The 23554-nt window shown below is 72.5% G+C and carries 18 protein-coding genes; 7 read left to right on the top strand and 11 right to left on the bottom strand.

Annotation, left to right across the window (positions count from 1 at the left end; translation table 11 throughout):
- The first annotated feature begins 40 nt into the window (after positions 1-40).
- The 3 genes from ADK52_RS11645 to ADK52_RS11635 all read left to right on the top strand — a co-directional run bounded on the left by ADK52_RS11645 (position 41) and on the right by ADK52_RS11635 (position 6221).
- Complete coding sequence (locus ADK52_RS11645; protein WP_053689677.1) at positions 41-835, top strand: AfsR/SARP family transcriptional regulator; 795 nt, start codon at positions 41-43, stop codon at positions 833-835.
- A 20-nt stretch (positions 836-855) separates the two neighbouring features.
- Positions 856-4080, top strand: a complete 3225-nt coding sequence (locus tag ADK52_RS11640; RefSeq protein ID WP_053689676.1) for a DUF3376 domain-containing protein — start codon at positions 856-858, stop codon at positions 4078-4080.
- A gap of 74 nt (positions 4081-4154) precedes the next feature.
- Complete coding sequence (locus ADK52_RS11635; protein WP_053689675.1) at positions 4155-6221, top strand: SpoIIE family protein phosphatase; 2067 nt, start codon at positions 4155-4157, stop codon at positions 6219-6221.
- A gap of 116 nt (positions 6222-6337) precedes the next feature.
- Here ADK52_RS11635 and ADK52_RS11630 read toward each other — a convergent pair whose 3' ends face one another.
- Together ADK52_RS11630 and ADK52_RS11625 are read right to left on the bottom strand one after the other, a co-directional pair.
- Positions 6338-9136 carry a SpoIIE family protein phosphatase gene (locus tag ADK52_RS11630; RefSeq protein WP_053689674.1) on the bottom strand — a complete coding sequence of 933 codons (2799 nt, stop codon included), beginning with the start codon at positions 9134-9136 and terminating at the stop codon, positions 6338-6340.
- A gap of 18 nt (positions 9137-9154) precedes the next feature.
- Positions 9155-10132 (bottom strand): GlxA family transcriptional regulator, encoded by a 978-nt coding sequence (locus ADK52_RS11625; protein ID WP_234343649.1) that lies wholly within the window; start codon positions 10130-10132, stop codon positions 9155-9157.
- 82 nt (positions 10133-10214) lie between these two features.
- On the opposite strand from ADK52_RS11625, the gene ADK52_RS11620 reads away from it, so the two are divergent.
- A complete protein-coding gene (locus ADK52_RS11620; RefSeq protein ID WP_053689672.1) occupies positions 10215-10826 on the top strand; it encodes a cysteine hydrolase family protein in 612 nt (203 codons plus the stop codon).
- A 147-nt stretch (positions 10827-10973) separates the two neighbouring features.
- On the opposite strand, the gene ADK52_RS11615 is transcribed toward ADK52_RS11620, so the two are convergent.
- Positions 10974-12122 carry a glycerate kinase gene (locus ADK52_RS11615; protein ID WP_053689671.1) on the bottom strand — a complete coding sequence of 383 codons (1149 nt, stop codon included), beginning with the start codon at positions 12120-12122 and terminating at the stop codon, positions 10974-10976.
- Between the two features lie 143 nt (positions 12123-12265).
- Between ADK52_RS11615 and ADK52_RS11610 the strand changes: the two genes are divergently transcribed.
- From ADK52_RS11610 to ADK52_RS11600, 3 genes are read left to right on the top strand one after another with little or no spacing between them, the layout of a single operon-like run.
- A complete protein-coding gene (locus ADK52_RS11610; protein ID WP_053689670.1) occupies positions 12266-13963 on the top strand; it encodes a BCCT family transporter in 1698 nt (565 codons plus the stop codon).
- Between the two features lie 36 nt (positions 13964-13999).
- Positions 14000-14500: an NUDIX domain-containing protein gene (locus ADK52_RS11605; RefSeq protein WP_053689669.1), complete on the top strand. Its 501-nt coding sequence runs from the start codon at positions 14000-14002 to the stop codon at positions 14498-14500.
- Between the two features lie 35 nt (positions 14501-14535).
- Complete coding sequence (locus tag ADK52_RS11600) at positions 14536-14964, top strand: hypothetical protein (RefSeq protein ID WP_053689668.1); 429 nt, start codon at positions 14536-14538, stop codon at positions 14962-14964.
- Between the two features lies 1 nt (position 14965).
- On the opposite strand, the gene ADK52_RS11595 is transcribed toward ADK52_RS11600, so the two are convergent.
- From ADK52_RS11595 to ADK52_RS11560, 8 genes are all read right to left on the bottom strand, one after another.
- The gene (locus tag ADK52_RS11595) at positions 14966-15463 is read right to left on the bottom strand and encodes a methylated-DNA--[protein]-cysteine S-methyltransferase (RefSeq protein WP_053689667.1); all 498 of its coding nucleotides are present in this window, start codon (positions 15461-15463) and stop codon (positions 14966-14968) included.
- A 15-nt stretch (positions 15464-15478) separates the two neighbouring features.
- The gene (locus ADK52_RS11590) at positions 15479-16960 is read right to left on the bottom strand and encodes an AlkA N-terminal domain-containing protein (protein ID WP_053689666.1); all 1482 of its coding nucleotides are present in this window, start codon (positions 16958-16960) and stop codon (positions 15479-15481) included.
- A gap of 132 nt (positions 16961-17092) precedes the next feature.
- Positions 17093-17917: a CDP-diacylglycerol--serine O-phosphatidyltransferase gene (gene pssA / locus ADK52_RS11585; RefSeq protein WP_030155141.1), complete on the bottom strand. Its 825-nt coding sequence runs from the start codon at positions 17915-17917 to the stop codon at positions 17093-17095.
- A gap of 34 nt (positions 17918-17951) precedes the next feature.
- Complete coding sequence (locus ADK52_RS11580; protein WP_030155138.1) at positions 17952-18608, bottom strand: phosphatidylserine decarboxylase; 657 nt, start codon at positions 18606-18608, stop codon at positions 17952-17954.
- A gap of 186 nt (positions 18609-18794) precedes the next feature.
- Positions 18795-20000, bottom strand: a complete 1206-nt coding sequence (locus ADK52_RS11575) for an acyl-CoA dehydrogenase family protein (RefSeq protein WP_048476593.1) — start codon at positions 19998-20000, stop codon at positions 18795-18797.
- Between the two features lie 2 nt (positions 20001-20002).
- Positions 20003-20515: a MaoC family dehydratase gene (locus tag ADK52_RS11570; RefSeq protein ID WP_030155134.1), complete on the bottom strand. Its 513-nt coding sequence runs from the start codon at positions 20513-20515 to the stop codon at positions 20003-20005.
- Between the two features lie 5 nt (positions 20516-20520).
- The gene (locus tag ADK52_RS11565; protein ID WP_053689665.1) at positions 20521-21495 is read right to left on the bottom strand and encodes an HpcH/HpaI aldolase/citrate lyase family protein; all 975 of its coding nucleotides are present in this window, start codon (positions 21493-21495) and stop codon (positions 20521-20523) included.
- A complete protein-coding gene (locus tag ADK52_RS11560) occupies positions 21492-23543 on the bottom strand; it encodes a protein meaA (RefSeq protein WP_030155130.1) in 2052 nt (683 codons plus the stop codon). The genes ADK52_RS11565 and ADK52_RS11560 overlap by 4 nt, the downstream gene beginning before the upstream one ends.
- Positions 23544-23554 lie beyond the last annotated feature (11 nt).

The following is a 23554-nucleotide window of genomic DNA, read 5'->3' as shown; positions in this document are numbered from 1 at the left end:
ATAGCATATGCGGTCGGACTTCTATGCAGGAGGACCGCCTATGAACCAGCAGTTCCTCGCGTCACCGGTCCGCGTCCCCGGGCAGGGGGAGCCGCCGGCCCTCCATCTCTTGGGCGGCCCGCGCGTCATCCATCAGGGGAGATGGCTGGACGTGCCCGAAGGGGGCAAGCGGCTCCTGGCGTTCGTCGCGCTCAACGGCGGCCGGGTCGAGCGCCGGCACGCCGCAGGGACGCTGTGGCCGTCCGGCGACGACCTGCGGGCGGCGGGGAACCTGCGGTCCGCGCTGTGGCGGCTCAAGGCCGCCGGCATCGACCTCCTCGACTCCGACAAGTGCTCGCTCGCGATGCGCGAGCACACCGTGGTGGACCTGTACGTCCTGTACGGCTGGGCCGGGCGGCTCATCGGCGGCACCGCCACCGCCCAGGACCTGTCGGCGCTGAAATGGCGCACCGACGCGCTCGACCTGCTGCCCGGCTGGTACGACGACTGGGTGCTGCTGGAGCGCGAACGGGTCCGCCAGCGGCTGCTGCACGCGCTGGAGGCGCTGAGCCGCGAGCTGGCCCGGGTCGGCCGGCACGCCGAGGCGGTGGAGTCGGCCCTGCTCGCGGTCAGCGCCGAACCGCTGCGCGAGAGCGCCCAGCGGGCCCTGATCGAGGCCCACTTGGCGGAGGGCAACCTGATCGAGGCCATGCGCGCGTACGACACGTACCGCGACCTCGTCAAACGCGAGCTCGAGGTGGAGCCGGGGAGTGAACTCTCCGGCCTGATACGGAACTTCTGCCGCTCGGCCACCCGCTCCCGCGAGGTGGTGGCCGCCCGGGTGCGGCGTGCCTGATCCGGGGCCAAGCTGGTGGCATGAGCGACGACCGGCCGGGTCGGCGCAGTACCGAACTGCGCCTGGCCCTCGCGATGCGTGGCGGGGTCAGCCTCGCCGTATGGATGGGCGGGGCCTGTTGCGAGGCGGCGGCGCTGCGCGTGGCGGCCCAGGAGCCCACCCCGGATCCACTGGAGCCCGTCCCGGACGCGGGCCTCTACCCGGGGCTGCTGAACGTGTGCGGATACGAGGACGTCGACATCGACGTCCTCGTCGGGACCAGCGCCGGGGGGCTCAACGGCGTACTGCTGGCCTGCCACCTCGTGTACGGGATGCCCTTCGGGCCGGGCGTACGGGACGTATGGCTGCGCCTGGGCGACCTCGAAGGACTGCTGCGCCGCTCGACGCCCTTCCACGTGCCCACTTCGCTGATGCGCGGGGACGAGGTCTTCTACACGGAGCTGCGCAGCGCGCTGGGCGGGCTCATCAACGAGGCCCCGCCCGAGTGGAAGCGCCCCACCTCGCTGCGGCTGATCCTGACGGCCACCCGGCTGCGCCCGCGCCGGGACCGGGTGCGGCCCACCCTCGGCCGGCCGCTGCTGGTCGGCCGCTCGAACGCCTACTTCCGCTTCCGCCACCGCACCTCGCTGACGGACTTCCCCGTCGACGTCACCGGTGTGGCCCGGGAGGGGGCGCTGAACCGGCTGGCGTACGCGGCCCGTACCTCGTCCTCGTTCCCGGGAGCCTTCGAACCGGCCCGGGTGTTCGTCGGGAACGGCGCGCAGCCGGTCGAGGACCCGCCCCGGGTGGACATGCGTGGGGTCAGCAGCGAGAGCGGCTACCCCGACGAGAACCTGAACGGCTGCGCCGAACTCATGGACGGCGGACTGCTGGACAACATCCCCGTCGCCTGGGCCGTACGGGCCGTCGCCGGGGCGCCGGTGGCCGGCAAGGCGGACCGCTGGCTGCTGTTCCTCCAGCCCGTGCCGCCGTTCCCGCCGCCTTCCGAGCCGGGGACCAGCCGGCGCGTCACCCGGCTGGTGCGGATGGCGGTGAAATCCCTCGCGGTGAAGACCGGTTCCGAGTCCCTGCGCGACGACGACCTCGAACTGCGCGCCGCCGAGGCCGCGGCCCAGCAGAAGCGGGCCGCCACCGGGGTGCTGCCCCCGGCCTTCGTCCAGGCGGACGCCGCGGACCCGGCACGGCTGGACGCGTACGCCCGCATGGTCGGCAAGGCGGAGGCGCTGCGGCTCGTCCGGCTGCTGGAGGACCCGGCCGAGGTGACCGGCCCGGACGCGCTGCCCCTCCCCGCCGGCCCGGGGCCGCTGGAGGTGCTGGACGAGAGCGCGGGGCGCGGTTCGACGGTGTTCTTCACCCGACTGCGCAAGGTGTCCGACTCTCTGGCGGTGGGGCCCGGCATGGTGCCCGGACCCGGGTACTCCCCGCTGGCTCTGGCGCGTGCGGTGCAGCTGCTCATGGACTGGCTGGGCGCGTACGAGTCCGGCGCCGGGCCGGTGGACGCGGAGCTGGTGAAGACGTACCGGAAGAGGCTGTTCGCCTGCCGCCTCGCCGTCGCCACGCTGACCGCCGCGCGGGACCGGCTGCTGCTCGACCGCTACCGGACCGCCCTGTCGCAGGGGCTGATCCCCGCCGACGTCACCGCCCCGTTCCGCGAGGCGACCAGCCTGCTGGGCGCCCTCGTGCTGCCGACGCCCCTTCCCGGGGCCGCTCCCGCGCGGTGGGAGGCCTGGGCGGCGGACCTCGCGACGGCCGTCACCGGAGGATCCCTTCCGCGGGCTCCCGCGCCCGGTTCCGGTCCGGCGGCCGTACCGGAGGGCTTCGGGCAGCTGTGGGACCGGCTGGCGGAACTGGGCCAGGAGATCGGCGTGGGCCTGGTACCTGACGTCGCCGGCTACGAGGCGCTGCACGCGGCGGCAGCCGGCACCGGTCCGCCGATGGCCGATGCGCTCGCGTACGCCGAGGTGCTGCTCGGACCGCTGCGGCCGGACCCGCTGGCCGAGGCCCCCGACATCGACTTCCACACCGTCTCGGCGGCGAACACCAGCTGGGCCACCCGCCGGGTGCTGCCGGACGTGGTCCAGGACTCCCCGAAGGACATGGTCAGGGCCAAGCTCAGCGGCAACCAGCTCAACAACTTCGCCGCGTTCCTCAGCGCCCGCTGGCGGATGAGCGACTGGACCTGGGGCCGCCTCGACGGGGCCGCCTCCCTCGTGTCGGTCGTCGCCACCGACGAGCGCCTGGAGGACGCGTTCGGCGCCGCCACCGACCTCACGGCGCTCGGCGAGGCGGTCGCCGCGGCCACGGGACTCGGCCCGGCGTTCATGGAGCTCTGGGCGCAGGAAGTCGCCGCCAACGCGGGCACGGACCGCTGGGACCGGGTGCGGGACGTGCTCACCGCCGTGCGCCAGCACGAGATCCTGCGCGAGGAGCTGCCGTTCCTCGCCGAACTGAACCGCAAGGGCTTCCGGGGCGGCAACCGGCCCCCGGACCCCCCTCTGAACCCGCCCGCCCTGGCCTCACCGGCCGAGTTCGACGCCGCGCTCGAGTCCTTCGGCAAGATCGGCAAGGAGGAGGTCGGACGGCTCATCCGGGCGCGGGATCCGCGCCGGGCGGCCCTGCGGACCGGGCTCCTCGCCTGGCCGGCGCTCCAGCCCACCGGCAGGGCCGGGGCCCGCCTGGTGCAGGGCGTCCTCGGCGCGCTGAAGCCCCTGGTGTACGTCCCGCCCCTGGTCGGGGTGGTGGCCCCGCTGTGGGGTCTGATCGCGGCCGTGCTGATGTGGACGGGCATCGCCTTCTCCACCGGCCGGTGGTCCTCGCTGCTCGCCGACATCCCGGTCTGCCTGTACGCCATGGTCGCCCTGGCGGCGCTGGTCCGGCAGTGGATCCGGCCGGCCTGGCTGCGCGTCCCCCTCCTCCTGCTCGCGCTGGCCGGTCCGCCCGTCGCCCTCTGGCAGCTGCGCGGTGCGCAGTTCCCCGATGTCGACGCCGGCCGGCGCACGCTGATCGTCGGCGCCTGCTTCGCCCTCGCCGCCGCGGCCGTGCTGTACGTCGGCACCGACCGGTGGTGGTGGCTGCCGTGGGCCGCCGCGGCCGCGGGAGGGATCGCCGCCCTGATCCAGATCGGTCAGTTCGGCGGGAAAGGGCCCAGCGGATGGTGGGCCGCCCTCACCCTCTACGCCGTCCTCGTCTGGATCACCCTCGTCCTGCCCTGGCTGTACCCGAAGCCGCGGACCGGTCCGACCTGACGCAGCGCCCCGTGCCGAGGGCTCGGATAGGGTGAATCGGTAGGAATCGGACCCCCCGGGGTGAGGTCGGTGCGGTGGACACATACCAGTCGACGAGCGAAGTCCCGGACCAGCCGGCCGCGGCCGTCGGGTACGCCGGCGTGCTCAGCGAGCTGCTGCCCATCGCGCTGTGGCGGGAGGACGCCGACGGGATCATCGTCGAATGGTCGCTGGCCGCCCAGGACCTGCTCGGCCACCGCCCCGAGGACATCCTCGGCCTCCCCGGCACCTCCGTACTCGTCCCCGAGCCCAACCACGCGCTCGCCGAGGACCTGACCCGGCGGGTCCAGGCGGGCGAGACGGTGGTCGGCACCCTCCCCGTGCGCCACCGCGACGGCCACCGCGTCACCATGGAGATGTGGATCGTCCCCGCCGCCGACCCGCAGGGCCGCACCGGCGCCCTGCTGATCGCCGTGGAGACCTCCGAGGTCCTGCGCATGCGGGACTCGCTCGCCGCCCTCCAGAGCCTGTTCACCCAGTCGCCCATCGGCCTCGCCACCCTCGGCCCCGACCTGCGCTTCCTGCGCGTCAACGACGCCCTGGCCCGGATGAACGGCGTGTCGGCCGCCGCGCACGTCGGCAAACGGCTCACCGAGGTCGTCCCCGGCGTCAACGCCGCCGCGCTCGAAGCGACCATGCGGCAGGTCATGGACCGGGGCACCGCCGTCGTCGACGTCCGCCGCACCGGCCGGACCCCGGCCGACCCCGAACACGACCACACCTGGTCCTGCTCGTACGCCCCCCTCCTCGACGGCTCCGGCCGCCCGCTCGGCGTGATCGCCTCCCTCATCGACATCACCGAGAGCCAGCAGGCCCAGGGCGAGGCCGAGCGGGCCCGGCGCCGCTTCGCCGTCCTCGCCGAGGCCGGGACCCGCATCGGCACCACCCTCGACCTCAGCCAGACCGCCCGGGAGATCGTCGGGGTCCTCGTACCCCAGCTGGCCGACTCGGCCGACGTACAGCTGCTGGAGACCGTCCTCGCCCCCGACGACGCGGCGGCCACCCACGAGGGCGTGCTCCGCCGCATCGCCGTCGAGTTCCCCGACCCCGAGGCCCCCACCGCCCGGCTGGCACCCGGCCAGACCTTCCAGATCCCGCCCGACTCCGTCTACGAACGGGTCATCGCCGAGGGCCGGCCCATGAACCTGTACCGGTCCGACGTCCACGCGCTGCTGCCCGACCCGCGCGCCGCGGAGCTGCGCGCGTACCTCGCCACCCTCGGCTCCGCCCGGCTGATCCCGCTCCTCGCGCGCGGCACCGTGCTCGGCGCGGTCACCGTGACCCGGACGGGCGACCGCGAGCCCTTCGACGAGCAGGACAGCGTGCTCATCGACGAGGTGGTCGCCCGCGCGGCGCTCAACATCGACAACGCCCGGATGTACACCAACCAGCGGCGGGCCGCCCTGACCCTCCAGCGCAGCCTCAGCAACAGCGCCCTCCCCGAGGTCACCGGCCTGGAGCTGACCGGCCGCTACCTGCCCGCCAGCGACCACGACGTCGGCGGCGACTGGTACGACGTCATCCAGCTGCCCGGCGGCCGCACCGGCCTGGTCATCGGCGACGTCATGGGCCACGGCATCCACGCCGCCGCCGTCATGGGACAGCTGCGCACTGCAGTGCGCACCCTCGCCCGCCAGGACGTCTCCCCGACCAGCCTGCTCCGCTCGCTCGACGAGGCCGTCGCCGATCTGGGCGAGGACGAGATGGCCACCTGCGTGTACGCCGTCCACGACCCGGCCACGGGCGGCTGCGTCATCGCCCGCGCCGGACATCCGCCGCCGGCCGTGGCCACGGCCGACGGGGAGGTCACCTTCCTCGACGGCCCGCCCGGCACCCCGCTGGGCACGGGCGGGCAGGAGTTCCGCACCGAGGAGGTCGACCTGCCGCCCGGGAGCCTGCTCGTGCTGTACACCGACGGGCTCATCGAGTCCCGCGACCGCGACCTCGACCAGGGCATGGCCCAGCTCGGGTGGGCGCTGCGCGACGCCGGACAGCCCCTGGACGGGCTGTGCGACGACATCCTGGCGCGGCTGCTGCCCGGGGCCCCGCAGGACGACGTGGCGGTCCTGCTGGCCCGTACGGCGGCCGCCCGCGGCCGCTGACCCCTCGGTGAGGCGCGGCTCCGGCTCCGGCCCGGTGAGGTGCGGGCGCGGTCCGGGCGCGGTGCACGCGCGGTCCCGGCCGCCGTCCCCGGTGAATCGTTACGCCGCCGGCCCGGTCACCAGCCCAGGTCCTCCAGCGCCGCCAGGTCCGGCTCGGGCGGCGCCGGCTCCGGGCCCCCGGTCAGCGGCAGCTCGGCCCAGATGACCTTGCCGCGCTGCGTGTACCGGGTGCCCCAGCGCTCGGCGTACTGCGCGACCAGGAACAGGCCGCGGCCGCCCTCGTCGGTGGTGGCCGCGTACCGCAGGTGCGGCGAGGTGCTGCTGCCGTCGGAGACCTCGCAGATGAGGCTGCGGTCGCGCAGCATCCGTACCCGGATGGGCGCGTTCCCGTACCGGATGGCGTTGGTGATGAGCTCGCTGAGGATGAGCTCGGCCGTGAACGCGATGTCCCCGAGCCCCCAGGCGGCCAGCTGCGCCGAGCCCGCGTTGCGCACCCGCGAGACCGCCGCCGGATCGGGCGGCACCTCCCACTCGGCGATCCGGTCCGGCTCCAGCCGCCGGGTGTCGGCGATCAGCAGGGCGATGTCGTCGCTCGGCGCCGGGAACAGCAGCGCGGCCAGCACGTCGGCGCAGGCCTGCTCGGGGCTGCGGCCGGGGTGCGAGAGCGTCTCGGCCAGCAGGCCGAGGCCGGTGTCGAAATCCCGGTCGCGGTCCTCCAGCAGGCCGTCCGTGAACAGCACGAGCCGGCTCGACTCCGGCAGCCTCAGCTCCATGGCCTCGAAGGGCATGCCGCCCACCCCGAGCGGCAGCCCGGTGGGCAGCTGAAGGAACTCCACGGCGCCGTCCGGCCGGACCAGAGCCGGGCCGGGGTGCCCGGCGCTCGCCAGCGCACAGATCCCGGCGACCGGGTCGTACACCGCGTACAGGCAGGTGGCGCCGGTGACGGCGGCCGCCTCGCCCGCTCCCTCCGAGGGGTCCCCGGCGCCCGCGGACTCGTTCTGGTCGATCCGGTGGATCAGCTCGTCCAGGTGCCCGAGCAGTTCGTCCGGCGGCATGTCGAGGGAGGAGAAGTTGTGCACGGCGGTCCGCAGCCGGCCCATCGTGGCCGCCGCGTGCACCCCGTGCCCGACGACGTCGCCGACGACCAGTGCCACCCGGGCCCCGGCGAGCGGGATCACGTCGAACCAGTCCCCGCCCACCCCGGCCTTCGCGGGCAGGTACCGGAAGGCCACGTCCACGGCGTTCTGGTCCGGCAGCACCCGGGGCAGCAGGCTCCGCTGGAGGGCCACGGCCGTCGCGTGCTCCCGGGTGTAGCGGCGGGCGTTGTCGATGGACACGGCCGCCCGGGTCCCCAGCTCCTCCGCGAACGACAGGTCCTCGTCCTCGAAGGCCTCCGGGGTGTCGGCGGCCCGCCAGAAGTTCGCCATGCCGAGGACCACCCCGCGGGCCTGCAGCGGCACCGAGATCAGCGAGTGCAGCCCGTACTCCAGGGCCTGCCGGGTCCCCGCCTCGTCCTGGGCCCGCCAGCCCATCGCCGCGTTCAGATCGGGCGCGAGCACCGCGTGCCCGGCATCCAGGGCCGCCGCCATCGGCGCCGTCGGCACCACGAACCGGATGATGTCGCCGACCGGCTGCAGCGGCTGGTCGGTGCGCACCCCGCTCATCGCCGCCCGGCGCATCTCCGTGTACGCGCCGGCGGCCCGCGAGGGCTCCTCGCCCTTCAGCACCGGCTCCAGCAGCTCCACCGTCACGAAGTCCGCGAACCGGGGGACGGCCACCTCCGAGAGCTCCTCGGCGGTCCGCACGACGTCCAGCGTGGTCCCGATCCGCACCCCCGCGTCGTACAGCAGCTGGAGCCGCTCCCGGGCCACCTCGGCGCGGCCGGAGAGCGCGGCGAGCTCGGTGGTGTCGCGCAGGGTCATGACGCTGCCGGACGGGTGCCCTCCGTACGGCTTGGTCGGGCGGACGTTGACGGCCAGGAGCCGGTCGCCGGCCAGGTGCACCTCGTCCGTGGCGACCCGCCCCGACACCAGCAGCGAGGTGGTCCGCGGATCGAGGCCGAGTTCGCTCACGTGGCGCTGCTCGGCGTCGGGCGGCAGGTTCAGCAGCCGCCGCGCCTCGTCGTTGGCGAGCAGCAGCCGCTGGTCGTCGCTGATGATCAGGACGCCCTCGCGCACCGCGTGCAGGACCGCCTCGTGGTGCTCGTTCATCCGGGCCATGTCGGCCTCGCCGAGGCCCCGGGTCTGGCGCCGCAGCCGCCGGCTGACCAGGGCGGCGCCGCCCGTGCCGAGCAGCAGCGCGCCGGCCGCCGCGCCGAGCAGCAGCGGCAGCTGGGCGGCGACCGTGTCGGAGACGGTGGCGACCTCGATGCCGGTGCCGACCAGGCCGACGACCTTGCCGCTCGCGTCCCGTACGGGCACCACGGCGCGGACCGCGTCGCTCGGCGAGCCCGTGTACACCTCGGTGAAGGATTCCCCGGCCACGGCGCGCGAGAGGTCGCCGGTGGCCCGTTTGCCGATCAGGTCGGGCCGGGAGTCGGTGTAGCGCAGCCCGTCGGGCGTCATCACGGCGATGAAGTCGACGCCCGCGGCCTGCCGCGCGGCCTCGGCCAGGGGTTGCAGCACGGCCGTCGGATTCGGGGATCTGAGGGCCGCGGGGAGGCCGGGGGCGTGGGCGAAGGCCTCGGCGGCCGCCAGAGAGCGGTGGCGCGCGTCGCGCTGCGTGCCGTACCGCTCCTGGAACACGAGGGCCAGCGCGGCCGCGGTGATCAGCAGGACGACGATGAACGCCATGAGCGCGAAGACCTGACCGGCGACACTGCGGGCGCTCCGGGAGCGGCGCGCGAGCAGGCCCGGGTCGCGCCCGGTCGGCTGCCGGGGCGGCGATCCCCTGGGTCGACCCAAACGTCCGGTCATGAGCCATTTCTAACACTGTCACCGCGATTTGGGCGGGGCTGCCGATGTGGCGGCCGCCGTACTGCGGTACGCACGGGGGCTGAGGCCGACGTACGAGGTGAAATGCTGGCGGAAGGTGACCTCGCTGGCGAAGCCCGCCCGCCGGGCCACCTCCGGCACCGGGTGGTCGGTGCGCTCCAGCAGCCTGCGGGCCGCGTCCAGGCGGTGGCCGAGGAGCCAGCGGTGCGGGGTGGCGCCCGTTGCGGCGACGAAATGGCGGGCGAAGGAGCGCGGCGACATCCCGGCCCAGCGGGCCAGGGTGGCCACGGACAGCGGCTCGTGCAGATGGCGCAGGGCCCGCTCCCGTACGGCCGCCAGGGCCTCGGCGGTCCGGTCCGCCGACGGGGTGGGCCGGTCCAGGTACTGGGCGTGGTCGCCGGTGCGGAACGGGCCCGTCACCATGGACCGGGCGATGGCGGCGGCGGCCTCCGCGCCGTGGGCACGCCGTACCAGGTGCAGGCAGAGGTCGATCCCGGAGGCCACCCCGGCGGAGGTCCACAGCCCGGCGTCCTCCACGTACAGCGGGGCGTCGTCGACCCGTACGGACGGGTGGAGCTCGGCGAGCCGCGGAGCCAGCGACCAGTGGGTCACGGCCCGGCGGCCCGCCAGCAGCCCCGCCTCCGCGAGGATGAACGCCCCGGCGCACAGCGCGGCCACCGGCACGCCCCGGGCGTGCGCCTCCCGCAGGGCGGCGAGGACCGGCTCGGGCGTCGGGTCGGCGGGCTCGGCCAGCGCCGGTACGACGACGAGGTCGGCCTCGGAGAGCCAGTCGAGCCCCCGGTCGGGGGCCAGGGTGAGCCCACCGGGCAGCGTGATGGGGTCGGCGTCGACGGCGCACCGGCGCAGCTCGAAGCGGGGGACGCCCAGCCGGCTGCGGTCGGGGCCCCAGACCTCGGTGATGACGGCGAGGTCGAAGCTGCGGATGCCGGGCTGGACGACGATGGCGACACGATGCATGCTGCCATCCTGGCAGGATCCCATCGGTTCGGGTCCCGGTTGCCGCTGTCGGCGGGCCCGTCCCGCGGAAGACCATGAACCCATGACGAAGAACGAGATCGCACTCGCCCCGAACGCCGCGCTGCTGGTCATCGACGTACAGAAGGGCTTCGACGACGCGTCGTACTGGGGCCCGCGCAACAACCCGGCCGCCGAGGCCAACATCGCCGCCCTGATGGACGCCTGGCAGGAGACGGGCCGCCCGGTGGTCCTCGTCCAGCACGCCTCGCGGACCGCCGGCTCGGTCCTGGCCGCCGGCCACCCCGGCCACGCCTTCAAGGACTTCGTGGCGGACCGGGCGGGGAAGGAGTCCCTGCTGATCACCAAGACGGTGAACTCCTCCTTCTACGGCACCCCCGACCTGGCCGCGTGGCTCACCGCCGAGGGCATCGGCCAGCTGGTGGTGTCCGGGATCCAGACCAACATGTGCGTCGAGACCACCGCGCGGATGGCCGGCAACCTCGGCTACGAGGTCCTCGTCCCGCTCGACGCCACCCACACCTTCGACCTCGCCGGCCCGGAAGGGCTCCGCCTGACGGCCGACGAGCTGGCCGCCGCCACCGCCGTCAACCTCCACGGCGGAGGCTTCGCCCGCGTGGTGAGCACGGCGCAGCTGCTCGCCGCCTCCGGATCCCCGGCCCAGGCCACCGCTTAGTACGGCGGCCGCCCGTCTTCCCCGACGAGCCGCGTCCCGGCCGGAAAACGCCGCGTCCCGGCCGGAAAACGCCGCGTCCCGGCCGGAAGACGCCGAGGCCCGGCACCCCCGCTCGGGGGCACCGGGCCTCGTACGGCCGCTCGGACGTCAGAGGACGTCGGCGGCGATGTTCTGCGCGACCCGCTCCAGCAGGGGACCCGCGTTCGGGATGGACTTGGCCGGGTCGGGCTCCAGGTCCGTCAGCGGGTACGCCTTGCGGATGCCGGCCGCCTCCAGGGCCTCCTGGCCCAGCAGCAGGCGGCCGCAGACGGCCACGACCGGCTTGCCCGCCGCGCGGGCGGCGGCCGCCACCCCGGCCGGGGCCTTGCCGTGCAGGGTCTGCTCGTCCAGCGAGCCCTCACCGGTGATCACCAGCGTCGCCCGCTCCAGCGCCGGCGCGAAGCCCAGCACCTCCAGCATCAGCTCGATCCCGGGCCGGAACGACGCACCGAGCAGCAGCGCCCCGTACCCGATGCCGCCCGCGCCGCCCGCGCCCGGGGCGGCGGCCAGCCGGCCGGCCTTCTCGCCGATCGACTTCTCCAGCACCACCGCGAAGTGCGCCAGCGCCGCGTCCAGCGCCGCCACGTCCTCGGGCGACGCCCCCTTCTGCGGGCCGTAGACCGCGGGCGCGCCCTTCGGGCCCGTCAGCGGGTTGTCCACGTCGCTGGCCAGGACGAGGTCGACCTCCGCGAAGCGCGGGTCGATCCCGGACAGGTCCGCGGACGCGAGCGCGGCGAGCGCGCCGCCGCCCGGACCGACCGGTTCACCGTTCGCGTCCAGGAACACCGCACCCAGCGCGGCCAGCATCCCCGCGCCGCCGTCGGTGGTGGCGCTGCCGCCCACGCCGAAGACGATCGAGCGCGCGCCCGCGTCCAGCGCGGCCTTCAGCAGCTCGCCCGAGCCGTACGTGGTCGCCGTCAGCGGGGCGAACACACCCGCCGGCAGCAGCTGGAGCCCGGAGGCCTCCGCCATCTCGACCACGGCGGTGCCGTCGCGCAGTGCGAAAGCGGCCGTGACCTGCTCGCCGAGGGGTCCGGTGACCCGTACCTCCCGGCGCTCGAACCCGGCCGCCACGGCGGCCGCGACCGTACCGTCGCCGCCGTCCGCGACGGGGAGGGTCTCGATCTCCACGCCCGGTACGGCCTTGCGAAGACCGGCCGTCACCCGCTCCGCGACCTGAACGGCCGTGAGCGAGCCCTTGAATTTGTCCGCGGCGATGAGCACGCGCGCGGTCTCAGTTACTGCTCCGTCCGTCACCTTGCTAATCCCTTGCTATCGAACAGTGCAGTCGCGCCTCCATGAGCCTATCCGGAGGATCCTCCTATGCCCATGGGTGGCCTGGGTCACACGCGGCGCGCCATCCCCCTAAATAGGTATATACGCCTGCATAGTGTGGCCGCATGAGCGCGGATTCACTGGAAGAGGCACGTCCGGAGGGCCCGGACCCCGAACCGGACCGTGCCGTCGTCACCATCGGGGTGATCGCCGTGCTGGCCGTCGTCGCGTGGGCGGCGCTCGGCAAGGACTCCTTCGACACGGCGTCGAGCACCGCGCTGGCCTGGGTCCTGGCCAACTTCGCCTGGCTGTTCGTGATCGCCGCCGACGTCTTCCTCGTCATGTGCGTCGTCCTCGCCATCAGCCGCTTCGGCCGGATCCGGCTCGGCGCCGACGACTCCGAGCCCGAGTTCACCAACCTCGCGTGGATCGCGATGATGTTCAGCGCCGGCATGGGCATCGGCCTGATGTTCTACGGGGTCGGCGAGCCGCTCACGCACTTCCTGCACCCGCCGCCCGCCTCCGGGGCCGCCCCCGGCACGGGCGCCGCCGCCCGCGCGGCCCTCGACTACTCCTTCTTCCACTGGACGCTCACCCCCTGGGCGATCTACGGCATCGCCGGCCTCGCCCTCGCCTACGCCACCTTCCGCAAGCGCCGCGGCAACCGGCTCAGCGCCGCCTTCGTCCCGCTGATGGGGGAGGAGCGCGCCGCGGGCCGGCCCGGCAAGGCCATCGACCTGCTCGCCGTCTTCGCCACCGTCTTCGGCACGGCGACCAGCCTCGGCCTCGGCGCGCTGCAGGTCGCCGAAGGACTCCACATCACCACCGGGATCGAGGACTCCACCGGCGTCGAGCTGATCATCATCGCCTCGCTCTCCGCGGCCTTCGTGTTCTCCGCCTTCTCCGGCCTGCACAAGGGAGTGAAATGGCTGAGCACGATCAACATCGTGCTCGCCGCCGCCCTGATGCTCTTCGTCTTCCTCCTCGGCCCGACCGTCTACGTCCTCGACGTGATCCCCGCCAGCGTCGGCAGCTACCTGCACGAACTGCTGCCCATGGCCACCAGCACCGGCGCCTTCACCGACAGCTCGTGGCTCGGCGCGTGGACGATCTTCTACTGGGCGTGGTGGCTGTCCTGGGCGCCGTTCGTCGGCACCTTCATCGCCCGCATCTCGCACGGCCGCACCATCCGCGAGTTCCTGATCGGCGTCCTGCTCGTGCCCAGCGGCGCCACGGTGGTCTGGTTCTGCGTGATGGGCGGCACCGCGATCCGCCTCGACTCCACCGGCGCCGCCGACCTCGCCGTCACGGTCAAGGACGGGGCCGAGGCCTCCCTCTTCGCCCTGCTGGACGCGCTCCCGCTGGGCACCGTCACCTCGTACGTGGCCATGGCCCTGGTCATGACGTACTTCGTCACCAGCGCCGACTCGGCCTCCCTGGTGATGGGTTCCCTCACCAGCCGCGGCTCGCTGAACCCGCCCACCTGGCTCGTCGTCACCTGGGGCGTGCTGATGGCGGCGGTGGCGGCCGTACTCCTGGTCGCGGGCGGCCTCAAATCCCTCCAGACCGCCACCATCCTGGTCGCGCTGCCCTTCGCGATCGTCATGATGCTGCTCTGCTGGGCCCTGGTGAAGGAGCTCCGCGAGGATCCCGGCGCCGGCCCCGCCCGGCACCACGCCCTGCACGGAATGCGCGACGCGGTCACGGCGATGGTCGGCGACGCCCTCACCGAAGCGGGCCCGGCCCACCGTCCGCGCCGCCCGGCCGACTCCACCCGCCGGGACCGCGGCGACCCGCCCCCGCCGGACACCCCGCAGGTGTGATCCCGCCCGGCCGGGCGGCTCGGTAGGGTTGGCGCCGTGACCACCACCGATGACTACGCCACGTACATCGCGAGCCTGCCCCGGGTGCTGGCCGGCGCCGCCGCGCTCTACCGGGACGCCGACGGGCGGGTGCTGCTCGTCGAGCCCAACTACCGCGAGGGCTGGGCCCTGCCGGGCGGCACCGTCGAATCGGACCTCGGCGAGTCCCCGCGGACGGCCGCCCGCCGCGAGAGCGCCGAGGAGATCGGCCTGGACCTGCCGCTCGGCCGGCTGCTCGCCGTCGACTGGACGCTCGGCGAGGGCCGCCCCCCGCTGGTCGCGTACCTCTACGACGGCGGGGTGCTCGACGCGGCGCAGCTCGCCTCGATCAAGCTCCAGGAGGCGGAACTGCTGTCCTGGCGGCTGGTCGAGCCCGCCGAACTCACCGCGTACCTCCCCGGATCGCTCGGCCGCCGCACCCAAGAGGCCTACCGGGTCCTGGAGTCCGGCGAGGGCACCGCGGAGCTGGAGAACGGCAGCCGCCCGGTCTCCTCGTGACACCGGGTTTACTTCGAGCAGGACAGAATCATCTGATGATCACGATGTACGCCTGGCCCAGTACTGCCGACGGGCCCGACGCCCTGCCCATGGTCCACTTCACCACCGAGCAGCAGGAGGGCGGCGAGGTCACCCCCGAGGGGACCCCGGTGTGGCTGTTCGACACCGCGATACGCGAGGGCGGCTGGGCCTCGTTCACCGACTTCGAGGGCTGGTCCGCCCCCGCCGCCGGCTGGCAGGCCTTCTACCGCCGCGAGGACGACCTCCTCGCCGTCACCGGCCCGGGCGCCTGCGAGGGCTGGTACCAGGGCAACCTCGGCGCCGACGCCGACTGGGTGGCGGCGGCCACCGCCCAGCAGAGCGTGGTCCTGCTCGCCGCCCCCGTCCAGCACCCCTCCCTGTACGCCTACGCGGTGGAGGCCGGCGCCGCGTTCGCCCTGCTCGTCCCCCTCGCGCTGGTCTGATCTACAGCGTCGCCGCGCCGGCCTCGAAGGCCAGCAGCCGCACCTTCCGCTCGACGCCGCCGCCGTAGCCGGTCATGCTCCCCGAGGCACCGATCACCCGGTGGCACGGAACGATGATGCTGACCGGGTTCTTCCCGTTGGCCAGGCCCACCGCGCGCGAGGCGTTCGGCTTGCCGAGCCTGGCCGCGAGCTCCCCGTACGACCAGGTCTCGCCGTACGGGATCCGTACCAGCTGGTCCCACACGCTGCGCTGGAACGCGGTGCCCTCCAGCCGGACGGGCACGTCGAACTCGGTGAGCTCCCCGGCGAAGTACCCGGCCAGCTGCCGCACGATCTCGGGGAAGGGCTCCTCGGTCACGGCGACCCGCTCCCCGAAGGACTCCTCGGCCGGCCGGTGCCGCTGCCCGGTCATGTACAGGCCGCTGAGGACGCCCTCCGAGGCGACCAGGGTGAGCGGGCCGTACGGGCTCTCGACGACGGTGTGCTGCTTGGTGTTCATGACGGAACGCACTCCTCAGACGGGCAGGTGGTTGATGGGGTGGGCATCGGTGGCCCACAGGTACTGCACGGCGTACGCGCGCCAGGGCCGCCAGCCGGCCGCCCGGGCGGTGAGCGCCGCGGGCGTGGACGGCAGCCCGAGCTCCCTCGCGGCCCGCCGGACCCCGAGGTCGGACGGCAGGAAGGCGTCGGGATCGCCCAGCGCCCGCATCGCGATCACCTCGGTGGTCCACGGGCCGAACCCGGGCAGCGCGTTCAGCCGCGCGCGGGCCGCCTCCCAGTCGCTGTCGATGCCGAGCGGGAGCGAGCCGTCGGCCAGGGCGCCGACGAGGGTGGTGAGGGTGGTGCGCCGGCTCGCCGGGAGGGCCAGCGACTCGGGGTCCAGGGCGGCCAGCGCCTGCGGCGAGGGGAACAGGTGGGTCAGCCCGCCCTCGGGATCGGGATCGGCCACCGGCTCCCCGTACGAGGCGACCAGCCGGGCGGCGTGCGTACGGGCCGCCGCCGTGGACACCTGCTGGCCGAGCACCGCCCGTACGGCGAACTCCGCCGCGTCGACCGTACGCGGCACCCGGCGCCCCGGGGCCTTGTCCACGAGCGGGGCCAGCAGCGGGTCGGCGCGCAGCTGCTCGTCGACGGCCTCGGGGTCGGCGTCGAGGTCGAGCATCCAGCGGCAGCGGCTGATGGCGATGGTGAGGTCGCGCAGGTCGGTGAGGGCCAGCTGGCAGCCGATGTGGTCGGGCCCCGGACTGAGCGCGACGACACCGGTGCCGTACGGGAGCCGCAGCGTCCGGCGGTAGGCGCCGGCCCGCCACTCCTCGACGCCGGGGACGGCGGTCGCGGCGAGGTGGCCGAAGAGGTTGTCGGGGTTGAGCGGGGCCCGGTACGGCAGGCGCAGGCTGATCGTCCCGGGCACCCTGGGGACGTGCCGGTTCGCCTTCTCGGCCCGCAGGCGCAGCTCGCCGGGGGCGAGGGCGAAGACCTCGCGGACGGTCTCGTTGAAGGTCCGGATGGAGGAGAACCCGGCGGCGAAGGCGACGTCGCCCATCGGCAGCTCGGAGGTCTCGATCAGCAGCCGGGCCGTCTGGGCCCGCTGGGCCCGGGCGAGGGCGAGGGGGCCCGCGCCGAGCTCGGCGTTCAGCTGCCGCTCCACCTGGCGCGTGGAGTACCCCAGCCGCGCCGCCAGCCCCGGGACGCCCTCACGGTCCACGACGCCGTCCTGGATGAGCCGCATGGCCCGGGCGACGGCGTCGGCCCGGGCGTTCCACTCGGGGGAGCCGGGGGAGGTGTCGGGCCGGCACCGCTTGCAGGCCCGGAACCCGGCCTGCTGGCAGGCGGCGGCGCTGGGCAGGAAGGTCATGTTCTCGACCTTGGGCGGCACCGCGGGGCAGCTGGGCCGGCAGTAGATCCCGGTGGTCCGCACGGCGGTGAAGAACCATCCGTCGAAGCGGGCGTCCTTCGACTGCACGGCTCTCACACAGCGGTCGGTGTCGGTGTACATGGCTCCAGCATCCCGGCCCGGCCCTCGCCGGGCTGGCGGTTTTCCGACATCAAGAGTAGCCGTCACGGCATGCGAAAGCCCCCGGCGCCTGACGGCGGCCGGGGGCCTCGTACGCACTGCGGAGATCCGCGTTTACGGGAGCTGCGACGCCGCTCGCGCCTCGCGGCGGTTGTGGCGGAAGGTGTTCGCGCGACGGGTCGTCGCGAACAGCGGGATGGTCGCCGCCAGAGCGATCTGGAGCGCACAGCCCGCCTGGAGCAGCAGCTGACCGCCCGGGGCGTCGAACGCCCAGGCCGCCAGCAGACCCATGGCCCCGATGATCCAGCTCAGCATGGCCACCGCGAGGACACCCCGCGGCTTCGGGTACTCGACCCGGCTCACCATCAGCCAGGCCACCCCGATGATCGCGAGCAGCGTCGGGACGAACGGCAGCTCCAGCAGCACGATCGAGACGACCGTCAGCGCGCCGAAGGGGCTCGGCATGCCCTGGAACATGCCGTCCTTCATGGTCACGCAGCTGAATCTCGCGAGTCTGAGCACCACGGCCAGCAGCACCACGATCGCGGCCAGCGCGGACATCTTCTGCACCGCGTCGTCGGCGACCATGCCGTACACGAGCACGAAGTACGCGGGAGCCAGGCCGAAGCTGATCAGGTCCGACAGGTTGTCCAGCTCGGCGCCCATCGGCGAGCTGCGCAGCTTGCGGGCCACGATGCCGTCGAAGAGGTCGAAGACCGCGGCGAGCAGCATCAGTATCACCGCCGTCGCGGCGCTGTTGCGGGCCATGCCCGACTCGCCGCTGCCGGTGAGGTGCGGGATGAGGATCCCGGTGGTGGTGAAGTACACCGCCATGAATCCGCAGGTCGCGTTGCCGAGGGTGAGGGTGTCCGCTATCGACAGCCGCAGCGAGAGCGGCATGTCGTCCTCTGCGGACTCCTCCTCCGCGGCCTCGGGCACCCAGCCGCCCGACGGTGTGGTGGGAGTCTCAGGGTCAGTCACGGTCAATTCGGGTCACCCCCGCGGTGGTGGCCTGTCCGACCTCGACCGCGACCTCGACACCCTCGGGGAGGTAGATGTCGACGCGGGAGCCGAAGCGGATCAGACCGATGCGTTCGCCCTGCTCCACCTTGGTACCGGCCGGCAGGTACGGGACGATGCGGCGTGCGACGGCGCCGGCGATCTGCACCATCTCGATGTCGCCGAGCTCGGTGTCGAAGTGCCAGACAACGCGCTCGTTGTTCTCGCTCTCCTTGTTGAACGCCGGGACGAACCCGCCCGGGATGTGCTCCACGGACGTCACCGTGCCCGCGAGGGGCGCGCGGTTGACGTGGACGTTCAACGGGCTCATGAAGATCGCGACCCGGGTCCGTCCGTCCTTCCACGGCATGATGCTCTGCACCACACCGTCGGCGGGCGAGATGACCCGGCCCTGCGTGATCTCACGCTCGGGATCGCGGAAGAACCACAGCATGCCCGCCGCGAGAGCGGTGGTGGGCACGGCCACCGCGGCCCAGCGGCCGGACTTGCGGGCCCGGGTGAGGCTGAGCGCAGCGGTGGCGACGGTCGGCAGGAGCCACGGCGATGCTCCGCGTGCGAGACGTCCGTTCAGGAAGCCGACGCGAGGTGCAGAGGTTTGGCTGTGGGGCATGGATGACCTTCGTAGCGGGTGATTGCCGCGCCGCAAACAGGGGGACGGGACGGCGGCTTTACTGGAATGCTATCGGTTGCACGCAACAACTGGGCAAGCCAGAAGCCGAGTCGATGGCCGCCAGCCAGTGACTGCCAGTGATTCTTTTGCGACGAACCCATGGAGGATCCGCCGCAAAAGGGACTTTCAGCCCTGGAGTCGGTACTCCTCGAGCAGGCGCCGACCGATGATCATTTTCTGGATCTCGGCCGTTCCTTCACCGATCAACAGCATCGGTGCCTCACGGTAGAGGCGCTCGATCTCGTACTCCTTCGAGAATCCGTAGCCGCCATGGATACGGAAGGCGTCCTCGACTACCTCCTTGCAGTATTCGGAGGCGAGGTACTTCGCCATCCCTGCCTCAAGGTCGTTTCGTTCCCCGGAGTCCTTTTTGCGTGCTGCATTGACCATCATCGCATGGGCGGCCTCGACCTTGGTAGCCATCTCGGCGAGCTTGAACTGGATGGCCTGGTGCTCGGCGATCGCTTTGCCGAAAGTGTGACGTTGCTGGGCATAAGAGACACCCAGCTCGAACGCACGCTGAGCGACGCCGCAGCCACGGGCCGCCACGTTCACGCGGCCGACCTCGACCCCGTCCATCATTTGGTAAAACCCTCGGCCCGTCTGGCCTCCGAGGACCCGATTGGCCGGAATGCGCAGTCCGTCCATGATCAGCTCGGTGGTGTCGACGCCCTTGTAGCCCATCTTGTCGATCTTGCCCGGGATGGTCAGGCCCGGACGGACCTCACCGAAGCCCGGCTCCTTCTCGACGAGGAAGGTCGTCATCGACTTGTGCGGGGCCGTGCCCTCGGGGTGTCCTTCGTCACTGCGGACCAGAACGGCCACCAGGGTCGAGGAGCCGCCGTTCGTCAGCCACATCTTCTGGCCGTTCAGGACGTACTCCTCGCCGTCCTTCACCGCCTTGGACGTGATGGCCGACACATCGGAGCCCAGCCCCGGCTCGGACATCGAGAACGCGCCGCGCACCTCGCCCAGCGCCATACGGGGCAGGAAGTGGTCCTTCTGCTCCTGGGTGCCGTGCTGCTTGAGCATGTACGCCACGATGAAGTGGGTGTTGATGATGCCCGAGACGGACATCCAGCCCCGCGCTATCTCCTCCACGCACAGCGCGTAGGTGAGCAGCGACTCACCCAGGCCGCCGTACTCCTCCGGAATCATCAGGCCGAAGAGGCCGAGCTCCTTGAGGCCGTCGACGATCTGCTGCGGGTACTCGTCACGGTGTTCGAGCTCGGTCGCGACCGGGATGATCTCCTTGTCGACGAACTCCCGGACGGTCTTGAGGATCTCCCGCTGGACGTCGGTCAGCCCGGCGGTCTGGGCGAGTCGGGCCATGGCTACTTCCCCTGTTCCTTCAGCTGCGGGCGGCCGGGCTGCTCGCCGCCGCGCTCCTTGATGTACGTCTCCGTCGGGACCATCACCTTGCGCCGGAAGACGCAGACGAGGGTGCCGTCCTGCTTGTAGCCCTTGGTCTCGACGTAGACGATCCCGCGGTCGTTCTTCGACTTCGACGGGGTCTTGTCGAGGACCGTGGTCTCGCCGTAGATGGTGTCGCCGTGGAAGGTCGGCGCGACGTGCCGCAGCGACTCGATCTCCAGGTTGGCGATGGCCTTCCCGGAGACGTCCGGCACGGACATGCCGAGCAGCAGCGAGTAGATGTAGTTGCCCACGACCACGTTCTTGCCGAAGTCGGTCGTGTTCTCGGCGTAATTGCTGTCCATGTGGAGCGGGTGGTGATTCATGGTCAGCAGACAGAAGAGGTGGTCGTCGTACTCCGTGACCGTCTTCCCGGGCCAGTGCTTGTAGACCGCGCCGACCTCGAACTCCTCGTACGTGCGTCCGAACTGCATCGGGATCAGGCCTCCGGGATCTCGAACTTGGTGGTGCGCTGCATGCCCGCCGCGCGGCCCTTGCCCGCGATGACGAGGGCCATCTTGCGGCTGGCCTCGTCGATCATCTCGTCGCCGAGCATGGCCGAGCCCTTCTTGCCGCCGGCCTCGGAGGTGCACCAGTCGTACGCGTCGAGGATCAGCTCGGAGTGGTCGTAGTCCTCCTGGGAGGGGGAGAAGACCTCGTTGGCCGCGTCGACCTGGCCCGGGTGCAGCACCCACTTGCCGTCGAAGCCGAGGGCGGCGGCGCGCCCGGCGACCTCGCGGTACCCGTCGACGTTCTTGATCTGGAGGTAGGGGCCGTCGATCGCCTGCAGATTGTTCGCCCGGGCGGCCATCAGGATCTTCATCAGGATGTAGTGGTAGGCGTCCGCCGGGTAGCCGGGCGGCTGCTCGCCCACGACCAGCGACTTCATGTTGATCGAGGCCATGAAGTCGGCCGGCCCGAAGATGATCGTCTCCACGCGCTGGGAGGCCTGCGCGATCGCGTTGACGTTGTTGAGGCCCTGGGCGTTCTCGATCTGCGCCTCGATGCCGATCTTGCCGACCTCGAAGCCCATCGTCTTCTCGATCTGCGTCAGCAGCAGGTCCAGCGCCACGATCTGCTGGGCGTCCTGGACCTTGGGCAGCATGATGCAGTCGAGGTTCTGGCCCGCGCCCTCCACGACCGTGATGACGTCGCGGTACGTCCAGTGCGTGGTCCAGTCGTTGACGCGCACGACCCGGGTCTTGCCGGTCCAGTCGCCGTTGTTCAGCGCGTCCACGATCGTGTGGCGGGCGCCTTCCTTGGCGAGCGGCGCGCAAGCGTCCTCGAGGTCGAGGAAGACCTGGTCGGCCGGCAGGCCCTGGGCCTTCTCCAGGAAGCGCGGGTTCGAGCCCGGCACCGCGAGGCAGGAGCGGCGCGGCCGAAGGCGGTTCACGGGAGACGTGGGCGTGGTCATGCGGGGACCTCCAGAGGGTCGAGCTTGTTCGCTTTCCGGATCTCGTCGACGATACGGCCGATGATCTCCGTGATACCGAAGTCCTTGGGTGTGAAGACGGCAGCCACTCCGGCCGCCTTGAGGGCGATGGCGTCGGCGTTCGGAATGATGCCGCCGAGGACGACGGGGATGTCACCCGCCCCCGCCGTACGGAGGCGTTCCAGCACGTCCGGCACGAGCGCGCTGTGCGAGCCGGACAGGATGGACAGTCCCACGCAGTGCACGTCCTCGGCCAGCGCCGCCGACGAGATCTCCTCGGGCGTCAGCCGGATGCCCTGGTAGACCACCTCGAACCCGGCGTCGCGGGCCCGTACGGCGATCTGCTCGGCGCCGTTGGAGTGCCCGTCCAGGCCGGGCTTGCCGACCAGCAGGCGCAGCCGGCCGGAGCCCAGGTCCTCGGCCGTCCGGGCGACCTTCTCGCGGACGAGGGCCATCGGCGTGCCCTCCTCGGCGGTGACCGCCACCGGGGCCGAGGAGACCCCGGTCGGGGCGCGGAACTCGCCGAACACCTCGCGCAGGGCGTTCGCCCATTCGCCGGTGGTGACACCCGCCCGGGCGCACTCCAGGGTGGCCTCCATCAGGTTCTCGGTCCCGGCCGCGGCCTCCTTGAGCCGGTCCAGGGCCTGCATCACCGTCGGGAAGACGAACGGGTCGCCGTTCCCCTGCCGGTCCGAGGACTCCTGCCGCTCGGCCCGCCAGCGGACGATCCGCTCCACGGTCAGCGCCTCGACGGCCGGGTCGACCGTCATGATGGCGCCGTCCAGGTCGGCCGTCAGCGGGTTCTCCTCGGTCTGCTCGAAGCAGTTGACGCCGACGATCTTGTCCTCGCCGGCCTCGATCCGGGCGCGCCGCTCGGCGTGCGAGGAGACCAGCTGGGACTTCAGGTACCCGGACTCGACGGCGGCCATCGCGCCGCCCATCTCCTGGATCCGGTCGATCTCGGCCAGGCAGTCGACGACCAGGGAGTCGACTTTGGCCTCGATGACGTGGGATCCGGCGAAGATGTCCTCGTACTCCAGCAGGTCGCTCTCGTGCGCCAGGACCTGCTGGATGCGCAGCGACCACTGCTGGTCCCAGGGCCGGGGCAGACCCAGCGCCTCGTTCCAGGCCGGCAGCTGCACGGCGCGGGCGCGGGCGTCCTTGGAGAGGGTGACCGCGAGCATCTCCAGCACGATGCGCTGGACGTTGTTCTCCGGCTGCGCCTCGGTCAGGCCGAGGGAGTTGACCTGGACGCCGTACCGGAAGCGGCGCTGCTTGGCGTTCTCGATGCCGTAGCGCTCGCGGGTGACCTGGTCCCAGATGCGGCCGAAGGCGCGCATCTTGCACATCTCCTCGATGAAGCGGACGCCCGCGTTCACGAAGAACGAGATACGGGCGACCACTTCGCCGAACCGATCCTCCGGGACCTGGCCCGAGTCGCGCACCGAGTCCAGCACGGCGATCGCCGTCGACATCGCGTACGAGATCTCCTGGACCGGGGTGGCCCCGGCCTCCTGGAGGTGGTACGAGCAGATGTTGATCGGGTTCCACTTCGGGATGTGGTTGACCGTGTACGCGATCATGTCCGTCGTCAGGCGGAGCGAGGGCCCGGGCGGGAAGACGTGCGTCCCGCGCGAGAGGTACTCCTTGACGATGTCGTTCTGGGTGGTGCCCTGGAGCTGGGCGATGTCCGCGCCCTGCTCCTCGGCGGCCACCTGGTAGAGCGCCAGCAGCCACATGGCGGTGGCGTTGATCGTCATCGAGGTGTTCATCTGCTCCAGGGGGATGTCCTGGAACAGCCGCCGCATGTCGCCCAGATGGGAGACCGGGACCCCGACCCGGCCCACCTCGCCGCGGGCGAGGATGTGGTCGGGGTCGTAGCCGGTCTGCGTCGGAAGGTCGAACGCGACCGACAGGCCGGTCTGGCCCTTGGCGAGGTTGCGGCGGTACAGCTCGTTGGACGCCTCGGCCGTGGAGTGGCCGGCGTACGTCCGCATGAGCCACGGACGGTCTTTCTGGCGCTCTGTCATCTCAGGCTGTC

The organism is Streptomyces sp. WM6372 (assembly GCF_001279655.1).
Classification (GTDB): Bacteria; Actinomycetota; Actinomycetes; order Streptomycetales; family Streptomycetaceae; genus Streptomyces.
This window is presented reverse-complemented; position numbering and strand designations above follow the sequence as displayed.